At 74.2% G+C, this 26,802-nt stretch carries 24 protein-coding genes; 13 read left to right on the top strand and 11 right to left on the bottom strand.

Features of this window, described 5'->3' with window-relative positions; all coding sequences use genetic code 11:
- Window positions 1-179: 179 nt before the first annotated feature.
- The 4 genes from ACH4PY_RS26520 to ACH4PY_RS26505 all read left to right on the top strand — a co-directional run bounded on the left by ACH4PY_RS26520 (window position 180) and on the right by ACH4PY_RS26505 (window position 3,537).
- A complete protein-coding gene (locus ACH4PY_RS26520) occupies window positions 180-812 on the top strand; it encodes a sigma-70 family RNA polymerase sigma factor (protein WP_398187828.1) in 633 nt (210 codons plus the stop codon).
- Complete coding sequence (locus ACH4PY_RS26515; protein WP_398187825.1) at window positions 809-1,486, top strand: anti-sigma factor family protein; 678 nt, start codon at window positions 809-811, stop codon at window positions 1,484-1,486. The genes ACH4PY_RS26520 and ACH4PY_RS26515 overlap by 4 nt, the downstream gene beginning before the upstream one ends.
- Before the next feature lie 153 nt (window positions 1,487-1,639).
- The gene (locus ACH4PY_RS26510) at window positions 1,640-2,704 is read left to right on the top strand and encodes an ATP-binding cassette domain-containing protein (RefSeq protein ID WP_398187822.1); all 1,065 of its coding nucleotides are present in this window, start codon (window positions 1,640-1,642) and stop codon (window positions 2,702-2,704) included.
- A complete protein-coding gene (locus ACH4PY_RS26505; protein ID WP_398187819.1) occupies window positions 2,701-3,537 on the top strand; it encodes an ABC transporter permease in 837 nt (278 codons plus the stop codon). The genes ACH4PY_RS26510 and ACH4PY_RS26505 overlap by 4 nt, the downstream gene beginning before the upstream one ends.
- A 12-nt stretch (window positions 3,538-3,549) precedes the next feature.
- Here the strand turns inward: ACH4PY_RS26505 and ACH4PY_RS26500 are convergent, their stop codons facing one another.
- Window positions 3,550-6,972: a BTAD domain-containing putative transcriptional regulator gene (locus ACH4PY_RS26500; RefSeq protein WP_398187816.1), complete on the bottom strand. Its 3,423-nt coding sequence runs from the start codon at window positions 6,970-6,972 to the stop codon at window positions 3,550-3,552.
- 403 nt (window positions 6,973-7,375) lie between these two features.
- On the opposite strand from ACH4PY_RS26500, the gene ACH4PY_RS26495 reads away from it, so the two are divergent.
- On the top strand, window positions 7,376-8,161 hold the full coding sequence (locus ACH4PY_RS26495) for a site-2 protease family protein (protein WP_398187813.1): 786 nt from the start codon (window positions 7,376-7,378) through the stop codon (window positions 8,159-8,161).
- A 19-nt stretch (window positions 8,162-8,180) separates the two neighbouring features.
- On the opposite strand, the gene ACH4PY_RS26490 is transcribed toward ACH4PY_RS26495, so the two are convergent.
- On the bottom strand, window positions 8,181-8,375 hold the full coding sequence (locus ACH4PY_RS26490) for a hypothetical protein (RefSeq protein ID WP_398187810.1): 195 nt from the start codon (window positions 8,373-8,375) through the stop codon (window positions 8,181-8,183).
- Window positions 8,376-8,497: 122 nt separating this feature from the next.
- Here ACH4PY_RS26490 and ACH4PY_RS26485 point away from each other — a divergent pair, with 122 nt between their 5' ends.
- Window positions 8,498-10,192: an FUSC family protein gene (locus ACH4PY_RS26485; protein ID WP_398187807.1), complete on the top strand. Its 1,695-nt coding sequence runs from the start codon at window positions 8,498-8,500 to the stop codon at window positions 10,190-10,192.
- Complete coding sequence (locus ACH4PY_RS26480) at window positions 10,189-10,719, top strand: MarR family winged helix-turn-helix transcriptional regulator (protein ID WP_398187804.1); 531 nt, start codon at window positions 10,189-10,191, stop codon at window positions 10,717-10,719. Before ACH4PY_RS26485 ends, ACH4PY_RS26480 begins: the two co-directional genes overlap by 4 nt.
- A 7-nt stretch (window positions 10,720-10,726) precedes the next feature.
- Here the strand turns inward: ACH4PY_RS26480 and ACH4PY_RS26475 are convergent, their stop codons facing one another.
- From ACH4PY_RS26475 to ACH4PY_RS26450, 6 genes are all read right to left on the bottom strand, one after another.
- Window positions 10,727-11,551: a tetratricopeptide repeat protein gene (locus tag ACH4PY_RS26475; protein WP_398187801.1), complete on the bottom strand. Its 825-nt coding sequence runs from the start codon at window positions 11,549-11,551 to the stop codon at window positions 10,727-10,729.
- A 128-nt stretch (window positions 11,552-11,679) separates the two neighbouring features.
- Window positions 11,680-12,405 (bottom strand): NADPH-dependent F420 reductase, encoded by a 726-nt coding sequence (gene npdG, locus ACH4PY_RS26470; RefSeq protein WP_398187798.1) that lies wholly within the window; start codon window positions 12,403-12,405, stop codon window positions 11,680-11,682.
- Between the two features lie 84 nt (window positions 12,406-12,489).
- Window positions 12,490-13,323 carry a dimethylargininase gene (ddaH, locus tag ACH4PY_RS26465; protein WP_398187795.1) on the bottom strand — a complete coding sequence of 278 codons (834 nt, stop codon included), beginning with the start codon at window positions 13,321-13,323 and terminating at the stop codon, window positions 12,490-12,492.
- A gap of 166 nt (window positions 13,324-13,489) precedes the next feature.
- Window positions 13,490-14,353 (bottom strand): heme ABC transporter ATP-binding protein, encoded by an 864-nt coding sequence (locus tag ACH4PY_RS26460; protein ID WP_398187793.1) that lies wholly within the window; start codon window positions 14,351-14,353, stop codon window positions 13,490-13,492.
- Window positions 14,350-15,555 (bottom strand): FecCD family ABC transporter permease, encoded by a 1,206-nt coding sequence (locus ACH4PY_RS26455; protein ID WP_398187790.1) that lies wholly within the window; start codon window positions 15,553-15,555, stop codon window positions 14,350-14,352. Before ACH4PY_RS26455 ends, ACH4PY_RS26460 begins: the two co-directional genes overlap by 4 nt.
- Entirely contained in the window at window positions 15,552-16,529 is a 978-nt protein-coding gene (locus ACH4PY_RS26450) for a hemin ABC transporter substrate-binding protein (RefSeq protein WP_398187787.1), read from the bottom strand. Before ACH4PY_RS26450 ends, ACH4PY_RS26455 begins: the two co-directional genes overlap by 4 nt.
- Before the next feature lie 205 nt (window positions 16,530-16,734).
- On the opposite strand from ACH4PY_RS26450, the gene ACH4PY_RS26445 reads away from it, so the two are divergent.
- Both ACH4PY_RS26445 and ACH4PY_RS26440 read left to right on the top strand, forming a co-directional pair.
- Window positions 16,735-18,306: an HtaA domain-containing protein gene (locus ACH4PY_RS26445; protein ID WP_398187785.1), complete on the top strand. Its 1,572-nt coding sequence runs from the start codon at window positions 16,735-16,737 to the stop codon at window positions 18,304-18,306.
- Between the two features lie 116 nt (window positions 18,307-18,422).
- Entirely contained in the window at window positions 18,423-19,865 is a 1,443-nt protein-coding gene (locus ACH4PY_RS26440) for an HtaA domain-containing protein (RefSeq protein ID WP_398187782.1), read from the top strand.
- A gap of 182 nt (window positions 19,866-20,047) precedes the next feature.
- Here ACH4PY_RS26440 and ACH4PY_RS26435 read toward each other — a convergent pair whose 3' ends face one another.
- The gene (locus ACH4PY_RS26435; protein WP_398187779.1) at window positions 20,048-20,734 is read right to left on the bottom strand and encodes a heme oxygenase (biliverdin-producing); all 687 of its coding nucleotides are present in this window, start codon (window positions 20,732-20,734) and stop codon (window positions 20,048-20,050) included.
- A 233-nt stretch (window positions 20,735-20,967) separates the two neighbouring features.
- On the opposite strand from ACH4PY_RS26435, the gene ACH4PY_RS26430 reads away from it, so the two are divergent.
- Window positions 20,968-21,684, top strand: coding sequence for a bifunctional DNA primase/polymerase (locus ACH4PY_RS26430; RefSeq protein WP_398187776.1), 717 nt, complete (start codon window positions 20,968-20,970; stop codon window positions 21,682-21,684).
- Window positions 21,685-21,706: 22 nt separating this feature from the next.
- Here ACH4PY_RS26430 and ACH4PY_RS26425 read toward each other — a convergent pair whose 3' ends face one another.
- Both ACH4PY_RS26425 and map read right to left on the bottom strand, forming a co-directional pair.
- Window positions 21,707-22,675, bottom strand: coding sequence for a hypothetical protein (locus tag ACH4PY_RS26425; protein WP_398187773.1), 969 nt, complete (start codon window positions 22,673-22,675; stop codon window positions 21,707-21,709).
- 97 nt (window positions 22,676-22,772) lie between these two features.
- Window positions 22,773-23,633 (bottom strand): type I methionyl aminopeptidase, encoded by an 861-nt coding sequence (gene map / locus ACH4PY_RS26420; RefSeq protein ID WP_398187770.1) that lies wholly within the window; start codon window positions 23,631-23,633, stop codon window positions 22,773-22,775.
- A gap of 112 nt (window positions 23,634-23,745) precedes the next feature.
- On the opposite strand from map, the gene ACH4PY_RS26415 reads away from it, so the two are divergent.
- The 3 genes from ACH4PY_RS26415 (at window position 23,746) to corA (ending at window position 26,796) form a co-directional block, all read left to right on the top strand.
- A complete protein-coding gene (locus ACH4PY_RS26415; protein ID WP_398188185.1) occupies window positions 23,746-23,958 on the top strand; it encodes a hypothetical protein in 213 nt (70 codons plus the stop codon).
- Between the two features lie 181 nt (window positions 23,959-24,139).
- Window positions 24,140-25,681, top strand: a complete 1,542-nt coding sequence (locus tag ACH4PY_RS26410) for a phytoene desaturase family protein (protein ID WP_398187768.1) — start codon at window positions 24,140-24,142, stop codon at window positions 25,679-25,681.
- On the top strand, window positions 25,678-26,796 hold the full coding sequence (gene corA, locus ACH4PY_RS26405; RefSeq protein ID WP_398187765.1) for a magnesium/cobalt transporter CorA: 1,119 nt from the start codon (window positions 25,678-25,680) through the stop codon (window positions 26,794-26,796). The genes ACH4PY_RS26410 and corA overlap by 4 nt, the downstream gene beginning before the upstream one ends.
- Window positions 26,797-26,802: the final 6 nt, after the last annotated feature.

Here is a 26,802-nt window from a genome sequence, read left to right as displayed (position 1 = left end):
GGCGTCCGCACGGGGTGTGTCCTCGTGCGGGCGTCTTCGCGCAGGACGTCCGGAAAGGGCCTTCCCGCGAAATCCGCACGGGCCCTTTTGAGACATTCCCGCCGTCCGCCCGTATGTGCCGGTGAGCGCTCCGCCCGGGGGCGCCCACCGGCACCGACGGGACGGACCGGACCTCCGCCATGAACCTCACTCCGCGTCGCGGTGCGCTCGCCGTGGGAGGCGATCTCGACCGCGCGGGCCGGGTAGGGCAGGATGCGCCCGTGGAAGGACCACCCCACGGGCCTTCGGGGCCGGCCGGCGCCGCTCCGGAGGAGGAGCTGATGCGGGCGCTGTACCGCGAGCACGCCGGCGCGCTGTACGCGTACGTCGTGCGGCTCGTGGCCGGTGACCGCTTCCTGGCCGAGGACATCGTGCAGGAGACCCTGCTGCGGGCCTGGAAGAGCGCCGCCACGCTCGACCCGGCGGCCCGCTCGCTGCGGCCGTGGCTGGTGACCGTCGCCCGGCGGCTGGTCATCGACGGCCACCGCAGCCGCCAGGCACGCCCGCCGGAGACCTCCCCCGCCGCCCTGGAGCAGCTTCCCGCGAGCGACGAACTGGAACGCTCGCTGCGCCTGATGACCATTTCCGACGCGCTGCAGGACCTGTCCGAGGCACATCGCGAGGCCCTCGTCGAAACGTACTTCCGGGGCCGTACCGTCAATGAGGCCGCCGCGGAACTGGGGCTGCCGCCCGGCACCGTACGCTCGCGGGTGTTCTACGCGCTGCGCGCGCTGCGCAACGCGCTGGAGGAGAGGGGGGTGACGACGTCGTGAACCCGCACATGGACGTGGGCGCCTACCTGCTCGGCGCCCTCGACGACGACGAGATGGCGCGCTTCGAGACGCACCTGGCGGAGTGCGACCTGTGCGGTGACGAGCTGGACCAGCTGGGCGGGGTCGTGCCGGTGCTCGCGGAGCTGCGCGCGGACGGCGTCGATCTCGCCGGTCCGCCCAGCGGCGACGCGCTGCTGGACCGGCTGCTCGCGCAGGTCGCGGGCGCGCGCAGGTCGCGCCGGCGGCGGCTGGCGGTCGCGGTGGCAGCGGCGGCGGTGCTGGTGGTGGGCGGTCCGGTGGTCGCCGTGGTGTCCGTGCAGGGCAGCCGCTCGTCCGCCGCGCAGCCGGGCTTCAGCACCCAGCAGCACAGCGGTTCGGACCCGGCGACGGGCGTCTCGGCGGTCGTCGGCGTGACGGACAAGGGCTGGGGCAGTGTGATCGACCTGCGGCTGACCGGTGTCCGCGGCCCGCTGACCTGCCGGCTGCTGGTCTACGCGATGGACGGCGACCAGCAGACGGTGGCCACCTGGTCCGTCCCCGCGGACGGCTACGGCACCGACACGCAGCCCGTTCCGCTCACCGTGCACGGCGCCGCGGGGCTGCACGCGGGCGACATCACCCACTTCGAGATCCGCACCGAGCGCGGCGACCTGCTCGTCAGCGTCCCCGCCTGACCCCGCCGCCCGAGCGTTTCCGCAGGTCAGCGGCATACCGAAAGCGCACCGACGGCGTACCGACACGGCGTGCCGGGGCGTGTCGGCGGCACCGACAGGGCGTGTCGGTGCCGTGTCGGTGCCGTGTCGGGGGCGCCCGGCACAGTGGTGGACATGACGACGCGACCGAACAGGAACAACGAGTCCGCCGTCGAGGTGCGGGGGCTGGTCAAACACTTCGGCCAGACCAAGGCACTCGACGGCGTTGACCTTGACGTGAAGCAGGGCACCGTCCTCGGGGTCCTCGGGCCGAACGGGGCCGGCAAGACCACCCTGGTGCGGGTGCTGTCCACGCTGATCCGGCAGGACGCGGGCACGGCCACGGTGGCCGGCTACGACGTGCTGCGGCAGCCCCGGCAGCTGCGCCGGGTGATCGGCCTCACCGGGCAGTACGCCTCGGTGGACGAGAAGCTGTCCGGCCGGGAGAACCTCTACATGATCGGGCGGCTGCTCGACCTGTCGAGCCGGGACGCCAAGGCGCGGGCCGACGAGCTGCTGGAGCGCTTCTCGCTGACCGAGGCCGCCAAGCGCCCCGCGATGCACTACTCCGGCGGTATGCGCCGCCGCCTCGACCTGGCGGCGAGCATGACAGGCCGCCCGCAGGTGCTCTACCTGGACGAGCCGACGACCGGTCTCGACCCGCGCACCCGCAACGAGGTGTGGGAAGAGGTCCAGCGCATGGTCGCCGAGGGCGCGACGGTGCTGCTGACCACGCAGTACATGGAGGAGGCCGAGCAGCTCGCGAACGAGCTGACGGTCATCGACCGCGGCCGGGTGATCGCCAACGGCCGGGTGGCGGAGCTGAAGGCGAAGGTCGGCGGCCGCACGCTGGTGATCCGCCCGTCCGACCCGCTGCAGCTGCACGCGATGGCCGCGGCCGTCCGCGACGCGGGCCTGGCCGGGCTCGGTGAGGTGCAGACCGCCCCCGCCGACGGCGAGGTGTCGGTGCCGATCCTCACCGACGAGCAGCTCACGGCCGTGGTCGGCCTGCTGGCCGAGCGGGGCTTCGGCATCGCGCACATCGGCACGCACCTGCCCAGCCTGGACGAGGTCTTCCTCGCCATCACCGGCAAGAAGGCCGACGACGGCACGCACGACGACGACTCCGCGCCGGCCGCCGCCGACGCGACCACCGCCCGCACGGCGGACCACGGGGAGAAGAAGAAGGTGACGGTATGACCACGGCCACGGCCACCCTCGACCGGCCGGCCACGACCGCCGCGGCGCCCGCCGAGGGACGGATAGGCCTGCGGGCCAACCTGCGGCACATCGGCGCCCTCTCGCGCCGCAACCTGCTCCAGATCAAGCAGGACCCGGAGTCGATGTTCGACGCCGTCCTGATGCCGATCATCTTCACGCTGCTGTTCGTGTACGTCTTCGGCGGCGCGGTCTCCGGCAAGGGCCACCAGCACGAGTACGTCAACTACGTGGTGCCCGGCCTGATGGCGATGATGGGCATGAACATCGCGCAGGCCGTCGGCACCGGTATCAACGACGACTTCAAGAAGGGGGTCATGGACCGCTTCCGCACGATGCCGATCGCGCGGTCCTCGGTCCTGATCGCCAAGATCGTCGTCGAGCTGGGCCGCATGATGATCGCGACCCTCATCCTCCTCGGCATGGGCTTCGCGCTGGGGATGACCATCGGCACGGACGTGCTGCACCTGCTGGCCGCGATCGCGCTGTCCGCGGTGTTCGGGGCGTCGCTGATGTGGATCTTCATCCTGCTGGGCCTGACCATGAAGACGCCGCAGGCAGTCCAGGGGGTCGCCATGCTCGTGCTGATGCCGCTGCAGTTCGGCAGCTCGATCTTCGCCAAGCCGACCACGATGCCCGGCTGGCTGGAGGGCTTCACCAAGGTCAACCCGCTGTCCACGCTCGCCGACGCCTCCCGCAACCTGATCAACGGCGGGGCCGTCGCCCACTCGGTGTGGATCACGCTCGCCTGGACCGCGGGCATCACCCTGGTCACGGCGCCCCTCGCGGTCGCCCGCTTCCGCAAGAAGACCTGAGTGCGCGCCGGTTCAGCCGGCCGGCTCCGCCACGTCGCGCATGAGGGCGACGGCCTCCTCCACCGTGAGGCCGTCGCCCTCGGCGTGCGCGGCCGCGTACCGCTGCGCGCCGAGCAGCACGTGCAGCCGCTCGGTGGTGGCGGCCACCCGCTGGGCCTCGGCGGGCGGCAGCGCGTTGGGGCGCAGCCGGCGGTGGGCGTTGAGCAGGGCCGCGGCGCGCCGGGCGCGGCGGTCGGCGAGCCCACCGGGCGGCACGGGGGCGGCCGGGGACGCCGACTCGGCCAGCACCGACAGGAGTTCGGCGGCGCCGGGGGCCAGAATCATGCCGATCCGCGGGGTGATGACATGGGCGATCGGGTGCGCGGCGAGCACCGCGAGACCGTCGCGGACCATGCCCAGGCCGCCGAGCGGGTCGCCGAGCAGGCCGACCAGATAGCCCTTCATGCTCACGAGCATGCCGACGATGAAGCCGGGCTGCCCGCTGGTGTGCCGGCTGTCGTGACGCGTCTCCTCGATGAGCTCCAGCGCCTCGGCGACCCTCCCGATGTGCGTGAGCGCGCCCGCGAGCAGCACCCGGCCGTAGAAGCGGGCGCCGTCGTGGTCGGCGCCGTACTCCGAGGCCTCCTCGACGCCCCGGCGCAGCGTCCTCATGCCCTCGTCGATCTCGCCGAGGTTGACCAGGGCGTCGCCCAACCGGACGGTGAGGACCGGGACATGCTGCTGGGAGCCGATCTTACGGGCCAGCGCGATGCCCTTGCGGCAGCTCTCGGCGGCGTGCGCCCAGTCCCCCGCGTTGCCGGCCGCCTCCGCCTCGGCCGACAGCGTCTCGGCCATGCCCCACTCGTCGCCGAACCGCTCGAAGATCTTCCGGCTCTCGGCGATGTCGCGGATCGACGCCTCGACGTACTCGCTCACGTCGTTGTTGACCTTGGCCCGCATCTGGAGGGAGAAGGCCAGCTCCCATTCCCGGTGGTGGATGCGGCAGGACTCCACCGTCTCGTCCACCAGGCTGCGCAGCTTCTCGAAGTCGCCGGTGAAGAAGGCCGCGTACGGGCGCATCAGGCCCGGGAAGCGGGCCGACTGCGGCAGGTGCGGCGGGTAGCTGGCGATCATCCGCTCACCGAGCCGGGCGACCTCCGGCATCGTCCACCACTCCGTGTCGCCCTCGGAGGCGGCCATCTGCACCACCCGCACCCAGCGCCGGGCCTCGATGAGCTGCTGCTCGCCGAGCGGCGGCGGATCGTCCAGCGGCCCGCGCTCGACGGGTTCCAGATACGGCGGCGTGTCGAACGGGTCCTCGCCCATCGCGGCCACCAGACCGGGCCAGTAGCGGCGCTCGGAGAGGTAGTTGCGCACCTCCCAGAACCACGAGCAGGCCAGCACGAGGATCAGCGCCTCGTCCTCGTCACCGGTGTCGACGGCACGGCGCAGCGCCGCCCGCAGGTTCTCGTGCTCGCGCTCCAGCCGCTCGAACCAGGCCAGTTGACCGGCCCCGCGCATCTTGGGGTGCGCGCTGCGGGCCAGTTCCCGGAAGTGGACGAGGTGCCGTCCCGCGACCGCGTCCCGCTCACCCGACTCGTCCAGCCGCTCGGCGGCGTACTCGGCGATCGTCTCCAGCATCCGGTAGCGCTCGCCGTCGCCCGTGAACTCAGCGAGGACCAGGGACTTGTCGACGAGCGAGGCGAGCAGCGGCGCCGCGTCGGCGGCGTCGATCCGGTCGCCGGACCCGCCGGGCGCGGGGGAGGTGGGGGTGCGGGCGCCGCCGTCCGGTGCCGGGTCGGCGCAGATCGCCTCGATCGCCTCCAGCGTCCAGCCGCCGCGGAAGACGGCGAGGCGGCGCAGCAGGGTGCGCTCCGCCGGGTCGAGGAGATCCCAGGACCAGTCGACGACCGCGCGCAGCGTCTGCTGGCGCGGCAGCAGCGTACGGCTGCCGCCGGTCAGCAGCCGGAAACGGTCGTCCAGTCGGTCGGCCAGGCCGCGCGGCGACATGCTGCGCAGCCGGGCCGCGGCCAGCTCGATCGCCAGCGGCAGCCCGTCCAGCCGACGGCACAGCTCCGCGCACGCGAGCGGGTCGTCGTCCACGGAGAAGCCGGGGCGGGCCGCCGCCCCGCGGTCGGCGAGCAGCCGCAGCGCGGTCGGATCCGGCAGCGGATCCAGCGGCCGCACCAACTCCCCCGGTACGCCCAGGGGTTCGCGGCTCGTCGCGAGGACGACGAGACCGGGGCAGTCGGCGAGCAGCCGCTCGGCGAGGGTCGCGGCGGCGTCGATGACGTGCTCGCAGTTGTCGAGCACGAGGAGCAGCTCGCGGCCCGCGAGCAGATCGGTGAGGCGGCGCACCGGGTCCTTGCTCTTGTTCTCGACCGCGGCTATCGCCTCGCTGGTCAGACCGTGCAACTGGGTGTCGCGCAGGCCCAGCGAGCTGATGACGGCCTCGGGGAGGCCGCGCGGGTCGCTGACCGGGGCGAGTTCGGCGTACCAGACGCCGTCCCGCCAGCGGTCGGCGACGAGATCGCCGGTCTCCTGCGACAGCCGGGTCTTGCCCGTGCCGCCAGGACCGGTGAGCGTCACCAGCCGGGCGCGGGTCAAGTCATCGGCCACCGCGCCGAGTTCGGCCTCCCGGCCGACGAAGCTCGTGAGCCGGGCCCGGGAGTTGCCCTGCCGGGCGGGCCGCCGCCGCTGCGCCGCGGGCCGCGGCGGTGGCACCGGCTCGGCCGCGGGGTTCAGCAACTCCGCGTGCAGCGCCCGCAGTTCGGGACTCGGGTCGGTGCCGAGCCGGTCCGCGAGGGCGCGCCGTACACTCTCGTACGCCGCGAGCGCGTCCGCCGTACGGCCCGCCGCACGCAGGGCGCGGATGTGCAGGGCGTGCAACGGCTCGTCCAGCGGGTGGTCGGCGGCCAGCCCCGCGAGCTCCGGCAGCACACCCGCTGCCCGGCCCAGCTGCACCTCCGCCGCCAGCCGCAGCCGCCGGGCGTCCAGCCGCAGCGCCTCGGCCCGCACCGCCGCGCTGCCCCGGTCCGGAAGGTCCGCGAGGGCGGGGCCGCGCCACAGCGCGAGCGCGTCCGCGAGCAGACCCGCGGCCTTGGCGGGGTCGCCGTCGGCGAGCGCGCGGGAGCCCTCCTCTGCGAGGCGCTCGAAACGGAAGAGGTCGATGTCGTCCTTCTCCGCGACGAGGCGGTAGCCGCCCTCGACGGAGTCGACCGCGTCGTGCCCGATCGCCCGGCGCAGCCGTCCGACCAGCGCCTGCAGTGCGCCGGTCGCCCCGGCGGGCGGCTCGCCGTCCCACACGTCCTCGATCAGCGCGTCGGCCGCGACAACGCGGCCGGGCCGCAGCGCCAGCGCGGTCAGCAGCGCGCGCAGCCGCCCGCCGGCGAGCGATCCCCTCGCCCCACCGCCGTCCCCCCACACCTCGGCGCCCCCGAGGATCCCGTATCGCACTCCCCCATTCTTACGGATGCCCTGCGGATGCCCCGCCGGGCAGGCGTTCCCGGGGCATGGATGCTCTGCGGGGCACCCGTTTTCCGGGGCGCGGATGCCCCGCCGGGCACCCGTTTTCCAGGAGCGCCTGGGGGTGCCCCCAGGCGAAGCTCTGGGGAAGAACGGAGCGAGCAGCCCCCACCGGCCGGTGGTCCGGTACGAAACCGAACTGCCCCTTCGGGCCGGTGACGACGTGCACGCAGTGGGTGGCTGAGCGCGCAGTTCCCCGCGCCCCTGAAAACGGGTGCCGCCCTGGGCAGGGCGCGGCCCGGGGGGAGTGACCGGCGCCGACAGGCGCCCCCGCATGGGAAAATGCACGACACGCCGGGGCGGCCGGAGCCCCGGGAAGGGGAAAGGCCCGTTCATGAGCGTCACGCCCATTCGTCAGGCCCGCGGGAGCGGGGACCGGTGGGTGAGCCCGGTGTTCCTGGGGATCGCCGCCGTCATGGGCGTCTCCGGCTGGGCCCTGTGGACGGACTTCGCCTCCGACCCCGGCTTCGCCGTCTTCCTCTTCGTCGTGTCCGGCTGGGTCGTCTCCCTGTGCCTGCACGAGTACGCGCACGCCCGTACCGCCCTGCACAGCGGTGACATAAGCATCGGGTCGAAGGGCTATCTCACCCTCAATCCGCTGAAGTACGTCAACGCCGGGCTGTCGATCGTGCTGCCGGTGATCTTCGTGATCCTGGGCGGTATCGGTCTGCCGGGCGGCGCGGTGTTCATCGAGCGCAACCGTATCCGGGGCCGTTGGAAGCACACCGCGATCTCGGCGGCGGGCCCGCTCGCGAACGTGCTGTTCGCGGTGCTGCTGATGCTGCCGTTCACCACGGGGCTGGCCGACGGCTGGCCGCTGATCTTCTGCACGGCGCTCGCCTTCCTGGCGTTCCTCCAGGTCAGCGCGGCTTTCCTGAATCTGCTGCCGGTGCCGGGCCTGGACGGCTACGGCATCTGGGAGCCGTGGCTGTCGTACAACATCCGCCGCCAGGCGGAGGCGTTCGCGCCGTTCGGGCTGCTCGCGACGTTCGGTGTGCTGTACATCCCGGCGGTCAACGAGAAGTTCTTCGACGGCGTCTACCACGTCCTGCAGTGGTTCCACGTGCCGCCGTGGCTGGCCGCGAACGGCTACTACTACTTCCAGTTCTGGCGGCACTGAGCCCGGCGGGGCCGGCTCATCACCCCTGGTCGGCGCCCGGGGCGCCGGCCGCGGTGAGGCGCGCCTTGCGGTGGTAGTACCACCACATGTTGCTGGAGACGCCCGCGACGAGCACCCACACGATGCCGATCCAGTTGCCCTTCACGAAGGACACGACGGCGGCGGCTACGGCGAGCACGCACACCACGAGGGCGTAGAGGGCGAGGCGGGGCATGGGCGTACGGCTCCTGTCCTGAGCAGCGCGGGGCGGCGTTCCGCCCATTCTCCCCCACCACGGGCGGCGGGCCGTCCCCGGCCATATCCTTTACGAGTAAAATACCTGTTAAGCTTGTTCGTATGCCCCGCACGCCCGCTCCCCGCACCCGCAGCCTCCCCCGTCTCCCCCGCCTCTCCCTGTCCGGTCTGATGCGGCTCGGCGTGCCGTCGGAGACATGGTTCAAGCCCGCACTGAGCGTCGTCGTGTCCGTGGCCCCGCCCAACCTGCTGCTGCTCGCGCTCGGGCGGCTCGACCTGGCCCTTTACACGATGGCCGGGTCGCTGTGCGCCCTGTACGCGCACAACCGGCCGTACGCCGCCCGCGCCCGCGTGCTGGGCTGGGTCGTGCTCGGCATGCTCGCGGGTTTCGCGGCCGCGCTCGTGACGGCGTCGCTGACCAGCAGTGCGGTGGTGCTGGTGACGGTCGGGGCGCTGCTGGCCGCGGGCCAGAAGGCGGTGTGCGACGCGACACGGGTCGGGCCGCCGGCCAACGTGATCTTCACCTTCATCAGCTCGGCGACGCTCTTCGCCCCGCAGGAGCTGTGGCAGGTCCCCGGGCATGTGGGCCTCGCGGCGCTCGCGGGCCTGTGGTCGTGGGTCGTCGGCATGGCGCCGGGGCTGGTCCGGCCGTACGGACCGGAGCGCCGGGCCACCGCGCACGCCCTGCGCGCCACCGCCGGGTACGCGCAGTCCGGCGACGGGGCCGCCCGCGGCGCCGCGGCCGCCGCCCTGCACGCGGCCTGGCAGACGCTGGGCGCCTCCGGGCCCCGCTCCACGGCCGCCGCTCCCCTCGCCCGGCTGCTGACCCGCGCGGAGGTCGCCCTCGCCGCCCCCGCCGACGCGGACCCGGCCCGGCTGCGGGCCTGGGCGGCGCAGCTGCGCGGCAACGGGGCCTTCCCGGCGCCGGAGGGCGCGGCGTCCCCGGGGTGGGAGACGTGGACCGCGCACGGCGTACGGCGGAAGCGGGCAGCGGCCACCGCCGCCGCCGGGCCCCGGTCGGGGCAGCCGTTCGCCGCGCTCGTACGGGAGCGGCTCGCGGCTGTCGCGCCGCTCGCCGTGCGGACGGCGCTCGGGTGCGCGCTCGCCGGGTACGCGTCGCTCGCGCTCGGCGTGGGGCGGCCGTACTGGGCGCTCGTCACCGCCGCCTCGCTCTACCAGGCGAACGTCACGCTCACCTGGAACCGCGGGGTCCAGCGCGTCGTCGGCAATCTCCTCGGCGTCCTCTTCTTCGCCGCCCTGGCACCGCTCAGCCACGTCAGCCGGCTGTCGCTCGTGCTGTGCTGCGTCGTCCTCAACTTCGGCGCCGAGGCGCTCATCACCCGCAACTACTGGCTCGGCAGCGTGTGCGTCACACCCATGGCGCTGCTCGTCACCGACTTCGCCCGCTACCAGGAGCCCGGGACGCTCATGGCCGACCGCGCGCTGGACACCGTCGTCGGGGCGCTCGTCGGCTTCGCCGCGGCCGTCGCCGTCACCAACCGGCGGGCCGGCGACCGAATCGAGCACGCGCTCGCCGCCGTCCACCGCGCCCGCGAGCACTCCGCCGGGCTGCTCGCCGCGCCCGAACCCGACCCGCACGCCCTCACCGCCGCGCACCGCGACCTCACCGGCGCGCTCGTCGCCCTGCGGACCGCCGCCGACACCGCGGCCGGCGAGTGGTGGCAGCGGGACCTCCCGCGGGAGCGGGTGCTGCACGCCGAGCAGGCCGGGCACCGTACCCTCGCGGTGGCGATACGGCGGCAGGCGCCGCCACCTGCGGAGGGCGTACACGTATGACGGCAGCGGACGGGACGGCGCGCGGCGTCGCGGACGACACGGTGGCCGGTGTCGTCCGGCAGTGGTACGCGGTACGGCCCGACATCGACACCGCGCCCATGGAGATCATCGGGCGCATCAACCGCTGCGCCGCGCTGCTCCAGCAGGCGGAGGACGCGCCGCTGCGCCGCGCCGGGCTGACCCGCCCGGAGTTCGACGTCCTCGGCACGCTGCGCCGCACCGGGCACGAGCTCACACCGGGCGAGCTGGCCCGTGAGACCTTCTCGTCCGGCGCGGCCGTGACCAAGCGGCTGAAGTCGCTCACCGAGCGCGGCCTCGTCGACCGCCGCCCCGACACCCGCGACCGCCGGGTCGCCCTGGTCCGCCTGACCGACGCCGGACGCGACCTCGTCGACGGACTGCTGCCCGACCAGCTCTCCTACGAGGCCGCGGTGCTCGCGGGCGTCCCCGGCGCGGCCCGGGACGAGCTGGCAGCGCGGCTGAGCGACCTGCTCGTCCAGCTGGAGGGGCGGCTCGGCAGACCCTAGGGGCGGGTCAGGCCTCGTCGATACGGGCGAGCAACTCCCGTGCCTCGACGGTGCGGTAGTGGTCCGGTCCGAAGGCGGCGAGGCACGCCTCATGGCCGGCCGAGGCCTGCGCGCGGGCCTCGGTGGCGCGGTCGAGGCCCAGCAGGGCGTTGGCCGTGGCCAGTTCGACGGCGCCGGCGATGGACCGCTGGGCGGCCTGGTCGGCGTACTGCGCGGCCGCGCGCTCCGCCTCCACCAGCCCCTCGGCGTGCCGGCCCTGCCCGTTGAGGCTGCGGGCCAGACCGAGCGTGAGGGACAGCGTGAACTGGGCGGGCACACCGGGCACGGCGAGCGCGGCACGGACGACGGCCTCGGCCTCCGCGTGCCGGCCCTGGCTGTTGAGGGCGTAGACCTGTCCGTTGCGCGCCGCCACCGTGATGTTCGGCATCTCCGGCCCCTTGCCGCGGGCCGCCGCACGGGCGATGTCGGCGCACTCCGCCTCGGCCTCGGCGTGCCGGGAGAGCGCGGTCAGGACCTGTGCGCGGTTCGAGCGCAGGATCAGGGTCTGCGCGTGCCTGGCCCCGAAGATCTTGCGGAACCGGGGCACCAGGTCGTCGTACGCGGCCAGGGCGTCCGCGTGGCGGCCCTGCGCGTTCACCGCGAGGGCGGCGAGGCCGAGGGCCATCGGCGCGTCCTCCGGCGGCCAGTTCCGGGCCGCGGCGACGGTACGGGCCTCGGCCTCCGCCTCCGCGTAACGCCCGGCCTGGTAGAAGGCGGCGGCGCGGGCCAGTTCGGGCATGGCGAGCACTCCCTGCCCTGCGGCGCCACGGGACTTGGGGCGGAATATCGTCATACCCGGAGCATATGGCGTACGGGGCACGCCTGTTCGAGGACGCGCCCGCGCCGCCGGGCGCGTGGGGCACCTCCCAGCCGGAGCCCGGTCCGGGAGGTGCCCCACGCGCCCCCTGCGGGGCGCTCGGCTCAGACGTCCGTCAGGCGCAGGCCCGCGTGGGCCTTGTAGCGGCGGTTGGTGGAGATGAGGTTGGCCACCAGGGACTCGACCTGGTGGGCGTTGCGCAGCCGTCCCGCGAAGACGCCGCGCATGCCCGGGATGCGGGCCGCGAGGGCCTGGACGGTGTCGGTGTCCGCGCGGGAGTCGCCGAGGACCATGACGTCGGTGTCGATCGCCTCGACCTCGGGGTTCTGCAGCAGCACCGCGGACAGGTGGTGGAAGGCCGCGGTGACGCGGGAGTCCGGCAGGAGGGCCGCGGCCTGCTGGGCCGCGCTGCCCTCCTCCGGGACGAGCGCGTAGGCGCCCTGCTTGTCGAAGCCGAGCGGATTGACGCAGTCGATCACGAGCCTGCCCGCGAGGTCGGCGCGCAGCTCCTCCAGGGTCTTGGCGTGGCCCTCCCACGGCACCGCCACGATCACGATGTCGCTGCGCCGCGCGCACTCCGCGTTCTCCGCGCCCTCGACGCCGTGGCCGAGTTCGTCGGCGGCGACCCGCGCGCGGTCCGCGCTGCGCGAGCCGATGATCACCCGCTGGCCCGCCCTGCCGAGCCGGTACGCGAGGCCGCGGCCCTGGTCACCGGTGCCGCCGAGCACCCCGACGACCAGGCCCGAGACGTCGGGCAGCGCCCAGGGGTCCTTCGCGGGAGCCTTGGGCTTGGCAGGGGCGGCGGTGTTGCTGTCGTCAGCGTTAGTCATGACGGCGATCCTGCCAGGTGGCCCCCGGCGCGGGGGGTTCCGGGGGCCACGGCGCCGCCCGAACGGCGGCTTCCCGGCGCCGGGTCAGGCCCGCGCGGGGGCCGGGCGCAGCTCCATCGTGCAGCACTTCACGCTGCCGCCCGCCTTGTGCAGCTCGCTCATGTCGACGCCCACCGGCTCGTACCCGCGGTGGCGCAGTGCCGCGGCGAGCCCGGCCGCCTCGCGCGGCAGGAGGACGTTGCGGCCGTCGCTCACCGCGTTGAGGCCGAGCACGGCCGCGTCCTGCGCGGTCGCGAGCAGGGCGTCCGGGAAGAGCCGGGCGAGGACGGCCCGCGAACCCGGCGAGAAGGCGCCGGGGTAGTACATGATCTCGTCGGCGCCGTCGTCGAGGACGGCGAGCGCGGTGTCGAGGTGGTAGTAGCGCGGGTCGGTCAGCTCCAGGCTGATCACCGGCCGCCCGAAGAACTCCTGCGCCTCGTCGTGCGCCAGCGGGCTGCTGCGGAAGCCCTGCCCGGCGAGCAGCCACCCGGAGGTCACGGCGAAGTCACCCTCGCCCTCGTTGACGTGCTCGGGCTCGCGTATGTCGGCGAAGCCCGCCGCCCGCTCGCGGAACCACGCGAGGTGCGCGGGCGCCTCGCCCGCGCGCTCGGGGTTGGCGAACCGCGCGCCCAGCACACGCCCGTCCACGACGGTCGCGCCGTTCGCCGCGAAGACCATGTCCGGCAGACCCGCCACCGGTTCGAGGGTCTCCACGGTGTGGCCGAGACCGCGGTAGCGGTCGCGCAGGTCCTCCCACTGGAAGGTGGCGAGCGCGGGATCGACGGGCTTGCGGGGGTCCATCCACGGGTTGATGGAGTACGCGACCCGGAAGTGCGCGGGTGGGCACATCAGGTAGCGACGGGGCGTGGCTGTGCGCAATGCGGGCTCCTCGGGGTGTGAGTTCCCTGATACGGGGCCGGGCCGGTGGGCCCGTACCCCTGGCAGGATTGTGCGCCAGATCGCTGCGCGAAGAGCCCTGTCGTTCGCACCGGGCCTCAGCGGACGGAGGGGCCGCGCGGCAGCGCGAAGCCTGCTCGGCGGGGGGTCAGTCGCGGAGGGGGAGGATCAGGGGGGTGGACGTGCGGGGGTGGGGGAGGACTTCGACGGGGTGGGCGTAGACCTCGGTCAGGAGGGGCGAGGTCAGGACGTCGGGGGGCGGGCCGCAGGCCGTGATGCGGGCGGCGGCGAGGACGGCGACCCGGTCGGCGTGCGCGGCCGCGAGGCCGAGGTCGTGGAGGACGACGACGACCGCCCGCCCGGCGGCGGCCTGCTCACGGCACACGCGCAGCACCAGCTCCTGGTGGTGGAGGTCGAGCGCGGCGGTCGGCTCGTCCAGGAGCAGCAGCGGCGCGCGCTGCGCGAGCACCCGGGCCAGCGCGACCCGCGCGCGTTCGCCGCCGGAGAGCGCGGGGTAGGGCCGGTCCGCGAAGCCCCCCGCTTCGGTCGCCGCCATGGCCTCGGCCACCGCCGTGTCGTCGTCGGCGGCGAGCGGTGTGCCCGCCCAGGGCGCGCGGCCCATGCGTACGACGTCTCCTGCGGTGAACGGGAAGGCGAGCGGCGCGGACTGGGGCAGCACCGCGCGGCGCCGGGCGAGGTGGCGCGGGGCCCACGCGGTGACCGGTGTCCCGTCGATCGTCACCTCGCCGCCCGCCGTGGGCAGGTCGCCCGCGAGCGCGGCCAGCAGGGTGGACTTGCCCGCGCCGTTCGGGCCCACCAGGGCGAGCACCTCACCGGCGGTGACGTCGAGGTCCACCCCGTCGAGCACGGTCCTGGTCCCGAGCCGTACCCGCAGCGCGCGGGCGGCGGCGAGCACGTCCCCGGGGCGGGGCGGCGGGGGCACCGGGGTGCCCGCGCGACGGCGGGCCAGGTGCGTACGGCCGCGGCGCAGCACCGAGTCGAGGCCGCTCATGCCCAACCTCCCTGCCGGGCGCGGGTCCTGCGCAGCAGCCAGAAGAAGAAGGGGCTGCCGACGAGGGCGGTGAGCACTCCCAGGGGGAGTTCGGCGGGCACCGCGAGGGTGCGTGCCCCGAGGTCCGCGGCGACCAGCACGAGCGCGCCGCCCAGTGCGCTGCCCGGCACGAGGAAGCGGTGGCCGGGGCCCGCCACCATCCGCAGCAGGTGCGGCACGACGAGCCCGACGAAGGCCACGATCCCGGCGACGGCGACGGCGGCCGCCGTGAGCAGCGCCACCACGAGTACGAGCGTGAGCCGCAGGCGTTCGACGTCCACGCCGAGGTGGCCCGCCTGGCGTTCGCCGAGCGCCAGCAGGTCGAGGCGGCGGGCGAAGAAGGGCGCGACGGCGAAACCGGCTGCCGCGCAGGGCAGTACGGCCAGCACCTTGGGCCAGGTGGCCTGGGCGAGGGAGCCGAGCTGCCAGAAAGTGATCTGTGTGAGCTGGGAGTTGTCGGCGTAGAACACGAACAGGCCGATGAGCGCGCCGGAGAAGGCGTTGACGGCGATGCCGGTCAGGACGAGCGTCACCACTTCCGTTCGGCCGCCGGAGCGCGACAGTCCGTACACCAGGAGGACGGTGAGCAGCCCGGCGGCGAACGCGCACACCGTGACCGTCCACGTCCCGGCGAAGGTCAGGCCGAGCGCGATGGAGCCGACCGCGCCGACCGCGGCGCCCGACGAGATGCCGATGACGCCGGGTTCGGCGAGCGGGTTGCCGAACACGCCCTGCATGAGCGCTCCCGCGCAGCCGAGGGAGCCGCCGACGAGCAGGGCGAGCACGATGCGCGGCAGGCGGACGTCCCAGAGGACGGATTCCGCGACACGGTCGAGCCGGTGGCCGCCGGCCCCCGCGCGGTGGGCGGCGGAGGCGAGGACGTCGGCGGGAGGAATGTGGTAGGCGCCGATGCCCGCGGAGAGCAGGCAGACGAGGAGGAGGGCGAGGAGGAGGGCGAGCGTCAGCGGGGCGGTGCGCCGGGAGGCGGGGCGTGCGGCTTTGCCCTGGTGGGTGGTTGCGCGCGCGGCGCTTTTCGCGGGTATCGCCGGGGAGGCGTCCGCACGTGCCTGCGGTGTGCTCGGGTCGGCCCCGACCCGAGCAGCGGATGCGCCCGCGGCCGGTGGGCGTGTGGGCGGCCGGTCGTCGGTGGGGGAGGCGGTCATGACGTCTTTCCGTGGATGCCGGCGGACAGTTCGCGTAGGACGGCGTCCGTGCGGGGGCCGAAGTTGAGGAGGGTGCCGTCGTCGATGGCGACCACACGGTGGTCGAGGCCCGCGGGGGTCTGGGCGACGCCGGGGACCTTCTCCAGGCCGGCGACGCCGCCGACGGACGCGAGGCCCTTGGTCATCACGAGGATCACGTCGGGGGCGGCCTTGACGAGGGCCTCGCTGGTGATCGGGGTGAAGTCCTTGGTCAGGCCGGAGGCCACGCCCGCGTCGACCCCGCCGGCCGCGTCGATGAGGGAGTCGGCGCCGGAGCCGCGGCCGCCGATCAGGTAGACGGAGGCGGTGCCGCGCAGGTAGAGGAAGGCGACCCGCGGCTTGGTGGTGCCCGCAGGGAGAGAGTCGCGTACGGCGGTGATGCGCTGCTCGGTGCGGTCGCGCAGGGTCTTGCCCGCGGCCGGGACACCGAGTGCGGCGGCGACTGCGGTGATCCGCGGGCCCACGTCCGCGAGGGAGGTCGCGGCCGGGAGGATCACCAGCGGGATGCCCGCCCGGCGGATCTGGGCGACGGCCTCGGCGGGGCCGGTGGATTCCTCGGCGAGGACGAGGGTGGGGTGCAGGGAGAGGACGCCCTCGGCGGACACGTCGTGCGCGCGGGTGACCAGCGGGAGGGGGGCCGCCTGCGGGAAGGTCGCGGTGATGTCGCGTGCGACGACGTGGGAGCCGAGGCCGAGCGTGAAGACGATCTCGGACAGGCCGCCGGTGAGCGGCACGATCCGGTCGGCGGAGGTGACGGTGACACCGCGGCCGTCCGCCGAGGTCACGGTGGCGGGGAGGGCGGGGGTGGGCGCGGCGCCCGGCAGGGGCTCGATCGTGTCGGCGGGCGCGGCGGAGGGGGCGGCGGCGGTGTCCTTCGCGCCGCCGCACGCGGTGAGGGCGAGCAGGGCGGCGGTGGCAACCGCCGCGAGCGCCATGCCCGTTCGGCGCCGGGCGCGCGGGGTGCTCGTTCCGCCGGGAGCGCCTTCCGCCGCGGCGCGCCGTCGCGCGTGACGCCTGTACGTGTCCGGGCTGTGCACGGGGGCGGCCCCTTTCGCTCCTCGTCGGGGGCGGGTGGTTCCCGCCGCCTGCCCGGGTAGCTTAGGTTAGCCTTACCTAAAATCACAGCCCGGAGGGGGCCTGATGCCGCTGCTTCGCCATGCCCGCGTCCGTATCGCGTGCGTCCTCGCCGCGGTCGTCGTGGCCGCTGCCGCCGCGCTCGGCGGAGCACCCGCCGCGCGGGCCGCCGACACGGTGACGGTGAGCGGCGGACGGCTGGACTGGGGGATCAAGTCGTCCTTCCAGAGCTACGTCACCGGGCCGATCGCGCACGGGAGTTGGAGCCTGACCGGAAGCGCGGACACCGTCGGGAGCGAGCAGTTCCGCTTCCCGTCCGCGCAGGGGTCGTACGATCCCGCGTCCGGCACGCTGAGCACGGGCTTCGCGGGCGGCGTGCACTTCGTCGGGCACAAGCAGAGCAACGGGGTCTACCAGCTGGACCTCGCCATCTCCCGCCCCTCGGTGCGGATCTCGGGGCGCAGCGGCACCCTCTACGCCGACATGAGCAGCAAGGACAAGGACACCGGCAAGGTCACGGTGTCCCGGCAGGTGCCGCTCGCGCGCCTCGCGCTCGGCGGGGTGGACACCCGCGGGGTGACGGGGACACGGCTGGCGCTCACCGGGGTGCCCGCGACGCTCACCCCGCAGGGAGCCCGCGCCTTCGCCGGGTACTACACGGCGGGCACCGCGCTCGCCCCCGTCACCCTCTCCGTCGATCTGCACCCGAAGGCGGCGGCGTCCGCCGCACCGTCCAAGACGCCGACGCGGAAGCCCGCGTCGCAGGCCCCCGGCAGCATCGCGGACGGCGCCGTCGACTGGGGCGTGCGCCGCACCTTCCGGGAGTACGTCACCGGCGACATCGCGCACGGCAGCTGGCAACTGGCGGGCGGGGCACGGGAGGGCGGCGCCCTCTTCCGCTTCGGCTCGGGCAGGGGGACGTACGACGCGGCGCGGCACACGCTGGACGCGTCCTTCTCCGGCAGCGTCCGCTTCCTGGGCATGCGCGGCCAGGACGGCTCGTACGGGCTGGACCTGACGCTCACCCAGGTGCGGGTCACCGTCGCGGACGGCAAGGGCACGCTCCACGCCGACGGGCAGCCCTTCGTGACCTTTCCCGCCGCGCCCGCCGTGAAGGACGGCCTCGCCACCGTGGACGAGGCCGCGGCCACGCTCACCGCACAGGGGGCGGCGGCCTTCGGCGGGCTCTACACGGCGGGCACGGCGATGGACCCCGTGAGCCTGTCCGTCGCCCTCACCCCCGGCGTCGCGCTGCCCGCGCTGCCCGACATCGGCTCGGACGCCGCCACCACCGCGCCCGCGGCCACCACCACTCCCCCGGCGGCCCGTTCGCCGCAGCCGGTCGCGTCGTCCGGCAGCGGCGGGGGCGGGACGCCGGGGGGCCTGATCGCGGCTGCCGCCGCCGTCGTGGCCGCCGCCGCGGCCCTGACGGCGGGGCTGCTGATACGCGCCCGCCGACGCCGTACGGCGGCCGGCCCCGAAGGGGCGGGGGACTCACCGCCGGGCGCCGACTCCCCGAGCGGTGAAGGCGATTCGGCCGGCGCCACCACGCCGGGTGCCAACTCCCCCACCCCTGGCGCCGATTCGGCAGGCACCGCCCCGCCGGGCGCCAACTCCCCCGCCGGTGAAGGCGGCTGACGCTCCCGGCCCTCAGATCGTCCGCGGGCGGCGCGCTTTCGCCGCCGCCCCCGTCCCGCCGCGCGAGAGCGCGCGGCATCCCGATCCCTGTCCCGCTCTTTGAGGAGAGATCCACCATGACCGCCCGAACCCGTACCCGCAGAACCGCGCTCGCGACGGCCGTTGTGCTGGCGGCCGGCGCCGTCGCGCTCGGCACGCCCGCGCTCGCGTCCGCCGCCGGGAGCGGAACGCTGCCGATCAGCGGCGGCACCTTCGACTGGGGCGTGAAGCAGTCCTTCCGCTCGTACGTCACCGGTGCCGCCCAGGGCACCATCACGACCGCGGACGGCGCCACCACCAACAGCGGCGGCACCTTCCACTTCACCTCCGGCACCGGCTCGTACGACACCGCGACGCACGCGGTGACGGTGGCCTTCGAGGGCAGCGTCGAATTCGCCTCGACCGCGCACGGCTTCGACATCACCCTCGGCGACCTCCAGGTGACCACGCAGGGCACCTCCGGCACGCTCACCGCCGACGTGACGGCGGGCGGCAGCACCGCGGACGACGTGGAGTTCGCCACGCTCGACCTCTCCGGGGTGCGGCCGGGCAGCGGCGCGGACGGCGCCATGACGTTCGACGGCATACCGGCGGCCCTGACGGCGGCGGGCGCGCAGGCCTTCAACGGGATGTACGCGGCGGGCACCGCCCTGGACCCGGCCGACCTCGCCGTGCAGGCGGAGGCGCCCACGGCACCGCCCACCAGCCCGCCGACCACGCCCCCCACCACCGCGCCCACCACGCCCGGCGGACCGGCCACCGTGGCCGACGGCAACCTCGACTGGGGCGTCAAGGAGTCCTTCCGTACGTACGTGACGGGCCCGATCGCCGCCGGGAAGGTCGAGCTGAGCGGCGGGGCGACCGCCACCGCGTCCGGCTACCGCTTCCCGAAGGGCACCGGCGCCTGGGACGCGGGCGCCACGGAGCTGAACGCGGCCTTCTCCGGCGGCGTCCGCTTCCTCGGCCACCTCCAGCAGGGCACGTACGCGCTGGATCTGAAGCTCTCGGACCTGAAGGTGCACACGGAGGGCGCGACCGGCACCCTCACCGCCGATGTCGCGAGCAAGGACCTGACCAGCGGGAAGGTCACCGACTACGACGACCTGGCCGTCGCCGACCTCACCGGGGTCGCGCCCGCCGCGAAGTCCGGCGTGGTGACCGTCAGCGCCGCGAAGGCCACGCTCACCGCGGACGGCGCCAAGGTCTTCAGCGGCTTCTACGAGAAGGGCGCCGCGCTCGACCCGGTGACCCTCGCGGTCTCGCTGAGCGACGACGCGGCCCTGCCCACCGCCGCCCCGTCCACCGGCACCTCCTCCGGCGGCACGGGCACGGACGGCGGCGCGGACGGCGGCACCTCCGGCGGCACGGGCACGGACGGCGCGGGCAGCGTCGGCGGCACGGGCGCGCAGCTCGCCGAGACGGGCGCGGGTGCGCCCACCGGCGCGCTCGTCGGGGCCGCGGGCGCACTGGTGCTCGCGGGCGCGGCCTTCACGGTGACGGCGGCCCGCCGCCGCGCCTGACGGCCGTCACCGCGAAAAGCGGGCGCCCGCCCCCTCCGCACCGGGGCGGGCGCCCGCTCGACGTGGGCAGCTACGGACGTACGCGAGAGCGTACGCGGCCGTTCGCGGGGCTCCGGGCGGACCACCACCGGCCGCCCGGAGCCCCGCCGCTCCCTGGCGGGGAGCAGCTCGGGGGGACCGGCTCACGCGGCGCGCGGGAATTCCTCACCGAGCGCGGCGAACAGTTCGCTGTTGAGCCGGAAGGCCTCGCGGCATTCCTCGACGACGCGGTCCTGCTCGTCCGCGCCGATCGGCAGGGCGTCCAGCAGCTCGCGGTACTCGCGCTTGAAGGCGGCCGGGTTGGCGATGTCCTCGAAGACATAGAAGCGGACGCCGTCGCCCTTGTGGGGCAGATTCCAGGTCTTCTCGGCGATGCCGCGGATGACCTGGCCGCCGGAGAGGTCGCCGAGGTAACGGGTGTAGTGGTGCGCGACGTATCCGGCGGGCCATTCGGCCGCGGTCCGGGCGATCCGGGCGGCGTAGCGGGCGGTGGCGGGCAGCGGGGCGGTGCGCTCGCGCGGGCCGTCGCCGAGGAGGTGGTCGAGATCACGTTCCAGGGCGGGGACGCGGCGCAGCTCGGGCCGCAGGAAGGGCCCGGCGACCGGGTCGCCGGCGAGGGTGGCGGCGCCTTCCTCCAGGGCCCGGTAGATGTGCAGGAGCTGCTCGGTGAGGCGGGCGTAGGCGGTGATGCCGAGGTGCCCGCCGAGCAGGTCGGCCATGAAACGGGAGTTCTCCGCCTCGGTGTGCTGGGCGCGGCTGGCGTCGCGGATGACGGCGGAGAAGGGCTGCGCCGGTGCGGGCGGGGTGAGCGCGGACAGGGGCGCTGACATGGGAGACCTCCGGTGTCCTGCCGGGAGCCCGTGCGCCGCCCGGCAGTCAGATCATCACAACTTAGGCATGCCTAAGTCAATGGGTTGCCGACTCCGTGTCGGAAAAAATCGCCGGTGGAAGTGGCGGGAACACGGCGACCCCGGGTGGGTGTTCATTCCCGGCAAGAGGGAGGATGTCCTCCACCAGCCGCGTACCGTGGACACTGCGGGACGGGGGCCAGGGAAGGAGCTCGATGGCAGGCAAAGGCAGGTTGGCCGGGTGGGTGCGCCGCCGCGCGGAGGGCGCCTCGGGCGCCGCTGGGGCCGCCGTGCCCGACCTTCGCCGGGACCCCTTGGTCAGGGCCGCCACCGCCGCCGGATTCCCCGTCGCACCCGCCGCCCACCCCGCGAACTACGGGTGCTCGTGCGAGCGCATCGGCTGTCCCATCCCCGCCGTCCACCCCGTCTCCCCCGCGTGGCAGACACAGGCCAGCACCGATCCGGACACCCTGGAGCGCTGGCTCGGACGTGACCCGCTGGCCAACTTCGTCACCGCCACCGGTGTCGGCCACGACGTCCTCGACGTCCCCGCCGAGGCCGGGCGGCTCGCCATGGAGCGGCTGATCGCCGACGGCGCCACGCTCGGCCCGGTCGCCCTGGCCGGCGACCGGCTGCTGTTCTTCACCGCGACCCGCGGCAATCCCGCCGACGAGGACGAGTGGTGGCCCTGCGAGCTGGACTGCCACCCCGAGACGCGCGACGAGCACCCCGGCATCCGCTGGCACTCGCGCGGCAGCTACGTCCTGCTGCCGCCCTCCCGGCTGCCGTCCGGCGAGACCGTCGAATGGCTCCCCGGCCACGGCCCCGACCTGCCGCTCCCCGACCCGCTGCCGGTCCTCGACGTCCTCGCGGACGCGTGCGCGCAGTTCTCCTACGAGCCGGAGCGCGAACCGGCGACCTGGCTGCGCTGAGCGCCCGCCCCCGGCGCCGGGCTCACTCGCCCTTCGCCGAGACCAGGCCCACCACGCGGCTGAGGAAGGTCACCTTGCCGCCGCCGCCCGCCTTCGGCACCGTCACCAGCTCGTCGGCGACCGTCGAGCGGGTGATAGACGTCTTCGGGGTGCCCGTCATCAGCGCCTTGGTGTCCTCGTCGAGCGAGAGCCCGTAGCCCGCCCGGAAGGTCGAGCGCGACTGGTGGCGGGTGGCGAAGAAGACCACCGCGCCGCCGTCCGCGGTGCGCAGCGCGACCGGCGCGAAGTCGCCGCCGCTCGTGGCCTGGTCGGCGTACTGCGTCACGGAGTTGGCCGTCTTGCCCTGCGCCGCGCGGTCCGCGCGCACCTGCGAGGTCGAGCGGCCGTCGGCGAAGGTGCCGTCCCCGCCCTTGCCGAGGTAGTCGGCGTACGTCTGACTCAACTGCCCCGGCTGGACCATCAGATCGGTACCGCCCAGACCCAGGTCGAGCCCGTAGCCGTCCTTGTCCTTCGCGAACCGCGGCATCTGCCCGGTGGCCACGGCCGCCACATAGGCCGCCTTCCACGGCTGGTCCGGGCCCGCGTGCCGGAAGACCAGCAGCCAGCGGGAGTTCGACCCGCGGTTGGTGGCCACGTCGGCGACGAAGAACTTGGGCCAGCCCACCTGCCGGGGTATGAGGTAGTGGGCGTCGGAGAAGGCCAGCGGCTGGTAACCCGGGTTGCCCTCCGGGTGGTTGGTGTGCCGCGCGCGCAGCCCCGCCTCGTCCGTCGTACCGAGCGCGCCGGACTCGATGGTGAGGATGTCCGCGGGCACATACGCCTTGTTGGCGCGGTTGTTGACCGTCAGGAAGTTCGCCAGCACCGCGGCGGCCTTCTTCTGCTGCACCGACGGTATGTTCTCGCGCTCCCCGTGCACCGTCATGCACCCGGCCAGCGGCAGCAGCGCGAGCGCGGTGACGGCGGCCCGGAGGCCCACCCTGCGGCGGTTCATGGCGCGTGGCTCCTCGACTCGTGCGCTTGAGCTCTGGCTGAACTCCTGCGCGATGACGCGCGGAATCGGCGCCACATTACCGGCCGCGGGCCCGCTCTCACGGCAGGGTCAGAATCTCCGCGCCCTCCGCCGTGACGACGAGGGTGTGCTCGAACTGCGCCGTGCGCCTGCGGTCCTTGGTCACGACCGTCCAGCCGTCGTCCCAGATCTCGTACTCGTGCGTGCCCAGCGTCAGCATCGGCTCGATCGTGAACGTCATGCCCGGCTTGATCACGGTCGTCGCCCGCGGGTCGTCGTAGTGCGGGATGATCAGCCCGGAGTGGAAGGACGTGTTGATGCCGTGCCCGGTGAAGTCCCGCACCACCCCGTAGCCGAAGCGCTTGGCGTACGACTCGATGACGCGCCCGATCACGTTGATCTGCCGCCCCGGCCGCACCGCCTTGATCGCCCGCGCCAGCGACTCGTGCGTGCGCTCGACGAGGAGCCGGGACTCCTCGTCGACCTCGCCCACCAGGTAGGTGGCGTTGCAGTCGCCGTGCACCCCGCCGATGAACGCGGTCACGTCGATGTTCACGATGTCGCCGTCGCGCAGCACCGTCGAATCCGGGATGCCGTGGCAGATCACCTCGTTCACCGAGGTGCACACGGACTTCGGGAAACCGCGGTAGCCGAGATCGGACGGGTACGCGCCGTGACCGATCATGTACGCGTGCGCGATCGCGTCCAGCTCGTCCGTGGTCACGCCCGGGGCCACCGCCTCCGCCGCGGCCGCCATCGCCTGCGCGGCGATCCGCGAGGCCACCCGCATCCGCTCGACCGTCTCCCCGTCCTGCACCTCGGGCCCCGTGTACGGGGTCGGCCCCGGCTTCCCCACGTACTCCGGACGGGGAATCGACGCGGGCACCTGCCGGGTGGGCGAGAGCGTGCCGGGAACGAGCGGCGAGGACGGCGCAGACATGCCGCCGAGTGTATCGGCGCGCATCATGGGGCTGCGCCCTGCCGGGGTGGGTAGGTGCTCTCACGTGCCCGAAGCAGAGCAGGAGCGGGAGCAGAAGGAAGAGGAGGAGCTGATGGCGGTCTTCCGGACGAAGAAGCCGGCCGGCAAGCCGGGCGAGTGGTTCTACTGCCTGGACCACAAGAAGGCGGAGGAGGGCCCGCAGTGCCCGTCGAAGAACCGCTTCGGCCCGTATCCCTCGCGGGAGGCGGCGGAGGCGGCGATGGAGCAGGCCGCGGAGCGGAATCTTGAGTGGGACACGGATCCGCGGTGGTCCGACAAGTCCTGACCACCGCGGGGTGAGGCGGGGGAGGGTTCTCGTTTTCAGGGGCTGCGTGGGGGTACCCCCAGGCGAAGCCCTGGGGGAGAACTGCGCGACCAGCCACGACGGTGGGAAAGTCGCGACGCCCACCGCAAGGGGCCCCGTGGCGGAGAAGCCACAAGCCCGGCGGCGAGCCTAGAGTGCCGGGATGGAGTACGACGTCGTCGTGATCGGCGGTGGGCACAACGGCCTCACCGCCGCAACGTACCTCGCCCGCGCAGGCCGCACCGTGCTGGTCGTGGAGCGGCTGGAGCATGTGGGGGGTGCGGCGGTGTCGAGCCGGGTGTTCCCCGGGGTGGACGCGCGGTTGTCGCGCTACTCGTACCTGGTCAGCCTGCTGCCGGGGAAGATCGTCCGGGATCTGGGCCTGGACTTCCGGGTACGGCGGCGGCGCATCTCGTCGTACACGCCGTACGCCGGGGGCGGCCTGCTGGTGGACGCGGAGGACGCGGCGCGGACGCGTGCGGGTTTCGCGCGGCTCACCGGGTCGGAGCGGGAGTACGCCGCGTGGGAGGCGTTCTACGGGATGACGCGGCAGGTCGCGGAGGCCGTCTTCCCGACGCTCACCGAGCCGCTGCCGACGCGGGCGGAGCTGGAGCGCCGGGTGGGGGACCGCGCGGCGTGGGGCGCGTTGTTCGAGCGGCCGCTCGGCGAGACGGTCGAGGCGGCGTTCGCGGACGACACGGTGCGGGGCGTGGTGCTGACCGACGCGCTGATCGGGACGTTCAGCCACGCCCATGACCCCTCGCTGAAGCAGAACCGCTGCTTCCTCTACCACGTCATCGGCGGCGGCACGGGCGACTGGGACGTGCCGGTCGGCGGCATGGGCGCCTTCACCGACGCCCTCGCGGCGGCGGCCCGCGCGGCGGGCGCGCACGTCCGTACCCGCACCGAGGTCACCCGTATCGAGACCGACGGTGTCCGGGCCGAGGTGACGTTCGCCGACGGCGGCACCGTCCAGGCCCGTGACGTGCTGGTCAACGCCGCCCCGCACACCCTGGCCGCGCTGCTCGGCGCGGAGCCGCCAGGCCCCGCCCCGGAGGGGTCCCAGCTCAAGGTCAACATGCTGCTGCGCCGTCTGCCGCGGCTGCGGGACACCGCGGTGGACCCGCGGGACGCGTTCGCCGGGACCTTCCACGTCGCCGAGGGCTACCGCGGGCTCCAGACCGCGTACGAGCAGGCGGCGGACGGGCGGGTGCCGGACGCGCCGCCGTCCGAGATCTACTGCCATAGCCTGACCGACCCGTCGATCCTCGCCCCGGAACTCGCCGAGCGGGGCATGCACACCCTGACCCTCTTCGGCCTGCACGCCCCCGCGCGGCTCTTCGCCGAGGACCCGGCGGGCACGAAGGACGAGCTGCTGCGGGCCACCCTCGCGCAGCTCGACGCCGTGCTGGCCGAGCCGCTCGCGGACTGCCTCGCGCACGACCCGGAGGGCCGTCCCTGCATCGAGGCGAAGTCGCCGCTGGACCTGGAGGGCGAGGTGGGCCTGCCCGGCGGGCACATCTTCCACCGCGACCTGGCGTGGCCGTACGCCGACGGCGACGTGACGGACGCCACAGGGCGATGGGGCGTCGGCACCGGGTATGCGAACCTCTACCTTTGCGGCGCGGGCGCGGTCCGCGGCGGCGGGGTCAGCGCGGTTCCCGGGCACAACGCGGCGATGGCGGTACTGGAGAAGGCACGATGAAGCAGCACAGGTCCGAGGCGGCGGCACCGGCCCGGCACAGGACCGGCCGGCAGTGGCGGCACGGCGGACGCTGGCACACCCTGGAGGGCGCCGACGACGTCCCCGAGCAGCGCCGCTGCACCGCGGACGTGGTGGTGGACTGCGCGGTGTACGAGGACGGCTGCCGCGCCGCCTCGCTGCCGCCGCAGCAGGCGCTGGACGAGGCCCGCAAGCGCGGCGGCTTCGCCTGGATAGGCCTGCACGAGCCGGAGGCCGAGCACATCGCGGAGATCGCCGAGGTCTTCGGGCTGCACCCGCTGGCCGTCGAGGACGCGGTGCAGGCCCACCAGCGGCCCAAGCTGGAGCGCTACGGGGACACGCTCTTCCTCGTCCTCAAGACGATCGTCTTCGTCGAGCACGAGAAGCTGACCGCCACCAGCGAGGTCGTCGACACCGGCGAGGTGATGATCTTCCTGGGCCCGGACTTCGTGGTCGTCGTCCGGCACGGCAGCGCCCCCGGCCTCTCCCGCGTCCGCCGCGCCCTGGAGGCCCGCCCCGACATGCTCGCGCACGGCCCCTCGGCCGTCCTGCACGCGATCACCGACCAGGTCACCGACGACTACCTCGACGTCGCGGACGCGGTCGAGCTGGACGTCGAGGCGCTGGAGACGGACGTCTTCTCGTCCACCCACGTCGACGACGCCGAGCGGATCTACCAGCTCAAGCGCGAGATGATCGAGTTCAAGCACGCCGTCTTCCCGCTGGCCCGCCCCCTGGAACGCCTCACCGAGGGCGCCGACGGCCTGCTCGACACGGAGATGCGCCGCTACTTCCGCGACGTCTCCGACCATCTCTCGCACGTCCGCGAACGCCTCGTCTCCAACAGCGAACTCGTCGACGGCCTGCTCGCCGCCAACCTCAGCCAGCTCGCCGTCCAGCAGAACGTCGACATGCGCCGCATCTCCGCGGGCGCCGCGATCCTCGCCATCCCGACGATGATCGCCGGTTTCTACGGCATGAACTTCCACCACATGCCCGAACTGGGCTGGACCTACGGCTACCCCCTGATGCTCGGGGTGACGATCACCCTCTCCACGATCGTCTTCCGCGCCTTCCGCCGCATCGGCTGGCTCTGACCCCAC

The organism is Streptomyces sp. NPDC021224, from assembly GCF_044332905.1.
In the GTDB taxonomy this organism is placed as follows: domain Bacteria; phylum Actinomycetota; class Actinomycetes; order Streptomycetales; family Streptomycetaceae; genus Actinacidiphila.
This window is presented reverse-complemented; position numbering and strand designations above follow the sequence as displayed.

What these genes read in the sequence shown, in the direction of transcription:
- ACH4PY_RS26520 (WP_398187828.1), top strand. Translation starts at nt 180, where the DNA reads ATGAACCTCACTCCGCGTCGCGGTGCGCTCGCCGTGGGAGGCGATCTC.
- ACH4PY_RS26510 (WP_398187822.1), top strand. Translation starts at nt 1,640, where the DNA reads ATGACGACGCGACCGAACAGGAACAACGAGTCCGCCGTCGAGGTGCGG.
- ACH4PY_RS26505 (WP_398187819.1), top strand. Translation starts at nt 2,701, where the DNA reads ATGACCACGGCCACGGCCACCCTCGACCGGCCGGCCACGACCGCCGCG.
- ACH4PY_RS26495 (WP_398187813.1), top strand. Translation starts at nt 7,376, where the DNA reads ATGAGCGTCACGCCCATTCGTCAGGCCCGCGGGAGCGGGGACCGGTGG.
- ACH4PY_RS26490 (WP_398187810.1), bottom strand. Translation starts at nt 8,375, where the DNA reads ATGCCCCGCCTCGCCCTCTACGCCCTCGTGGTGTGCGTGCTCGCCGTA.
- ACH4PY_RS26485 (WP_398187807.1), top strand. Translation starts at nt 8,498, where the DNA reads ATGCCCCGCACGCCCGCTCCCCGCACCCGCAGCCTCCCCCGTCTCCCC.
- ACH4PY_RS26480 (WP_398187804.1), top strand. Translation starts at nt 10,189, where the DNA reads ATGACGGCAGCGGACGGGACGGCGCGCGGCGTCGCGGACGACACGGTG.
- ACH4PY_RS26475 (WP_398187801.1), bottom strand. Translation starts at nt 11,551, where the DNA reads ATGACGATATTCCGCCCCAAGTCCCGTGGCGCCGCAGGGCAGGGAGTG.
- npdG (WP_398187798.1), bottom strand. Translation starts at nt 12,405, where the DNA reads ATGACTAACGCTGACGACAGCAACACCGCCGCCCCTGCCAAGCCCAAG.
- ACH4PY_RS26460 (WP_398187793.1), bottom strand. Translation starts at nt 14,353, where the DNA reads ATGAGCGGCCTCGACTCGGTGCTGCGCCGCGGCCGTACGCACCTGGCC.
- ACH4PY_RS26455 (WP_398187790.1), bottom strand. Translation starts at nt 15,555, where the DNA reads ATGACCGCCTCCCCCACCGACGACCGGCCGCCCACACGCCCACCGGCC.
- ACH4PY_RS26450 (WP_398187787.1), bottom strand. Translation starts at nt 16,529, where the DNA reads ATGGCGCTCGCGGCGGTTGCCACCGCCGCCCTGCTCGCCCTCACCGCG.
- ACH4PY_RS26445 (WP_398187785.1), top strand. Translation starts at nt 16,735, where the DNA reads ATGCCGCTGCTTCGCCATGCCCGCGTCCGTATCGCGTGCGTCCTCGCC.
- ACH4PY_RS26440 (WP_398187782.1), top strand. Translation starts at nt 18,423, where the DNA reads ATGACCGCCCGAACCCGTACCCGCAGAACCGCGCTCGCGACGGCCGTT.
- ACH4PY_RS26435 (WP_398187779.1), bottom strand. Translation starts at nt 20,734, where the DNA reads ATGTCAGCGCCCCTGTCCGCGCTCACCCCGCCCGCACCGGCGCAGCCC.
- ACH4PY_RS26430 (WP_398187776.1), top strand. Translation starts at nt 20,968, where the DNA reads ATGGCAGGCAAAGGCAGGTTGGCCGGGTGGGTGCGCCGCCGCGCGGAG.
- ACH4PY_RS26425 (WP_398187773.1), bottom strand. Translation starts at nt 22,675, where the DNA reads ATGAACCGCCGCAGGGTGGGCCTCCGGGCCGCCGTCACCGCGCTCGCG.
- map (WP_398187770.1), bottom strand. Translation starts at nt 23,633, where the DNA reads ATGTCTGCGCCGTCCTCGCCGCTCGTTCCCGGCACGCTCTCGCCCACC.
- ACH4PY_RS26415 (WP_398188185.1), top strand. Translation starts at nt 23,746, where the DNA reads ATGGCGGTCTTCCGGACGAAGAAGCCGGCCGGCAAGCCGGGCGAGTGG.
- ACH4PY_RS26410 (WP_398187768.1), top strand. Translation starts at nt 24,140, where the DNA reads ATGGAGTACGACGTCGTCGTGATCGGCGGTGGGCACAACGGCCTCACC.
- corA (WP_398187765.1), top strand. Translation starts at nt 25,678, where the DNA reads ATGAAGCAGCACAGGTCCGAGGCGGCGGCACCGGCCCGGCACAGGACC.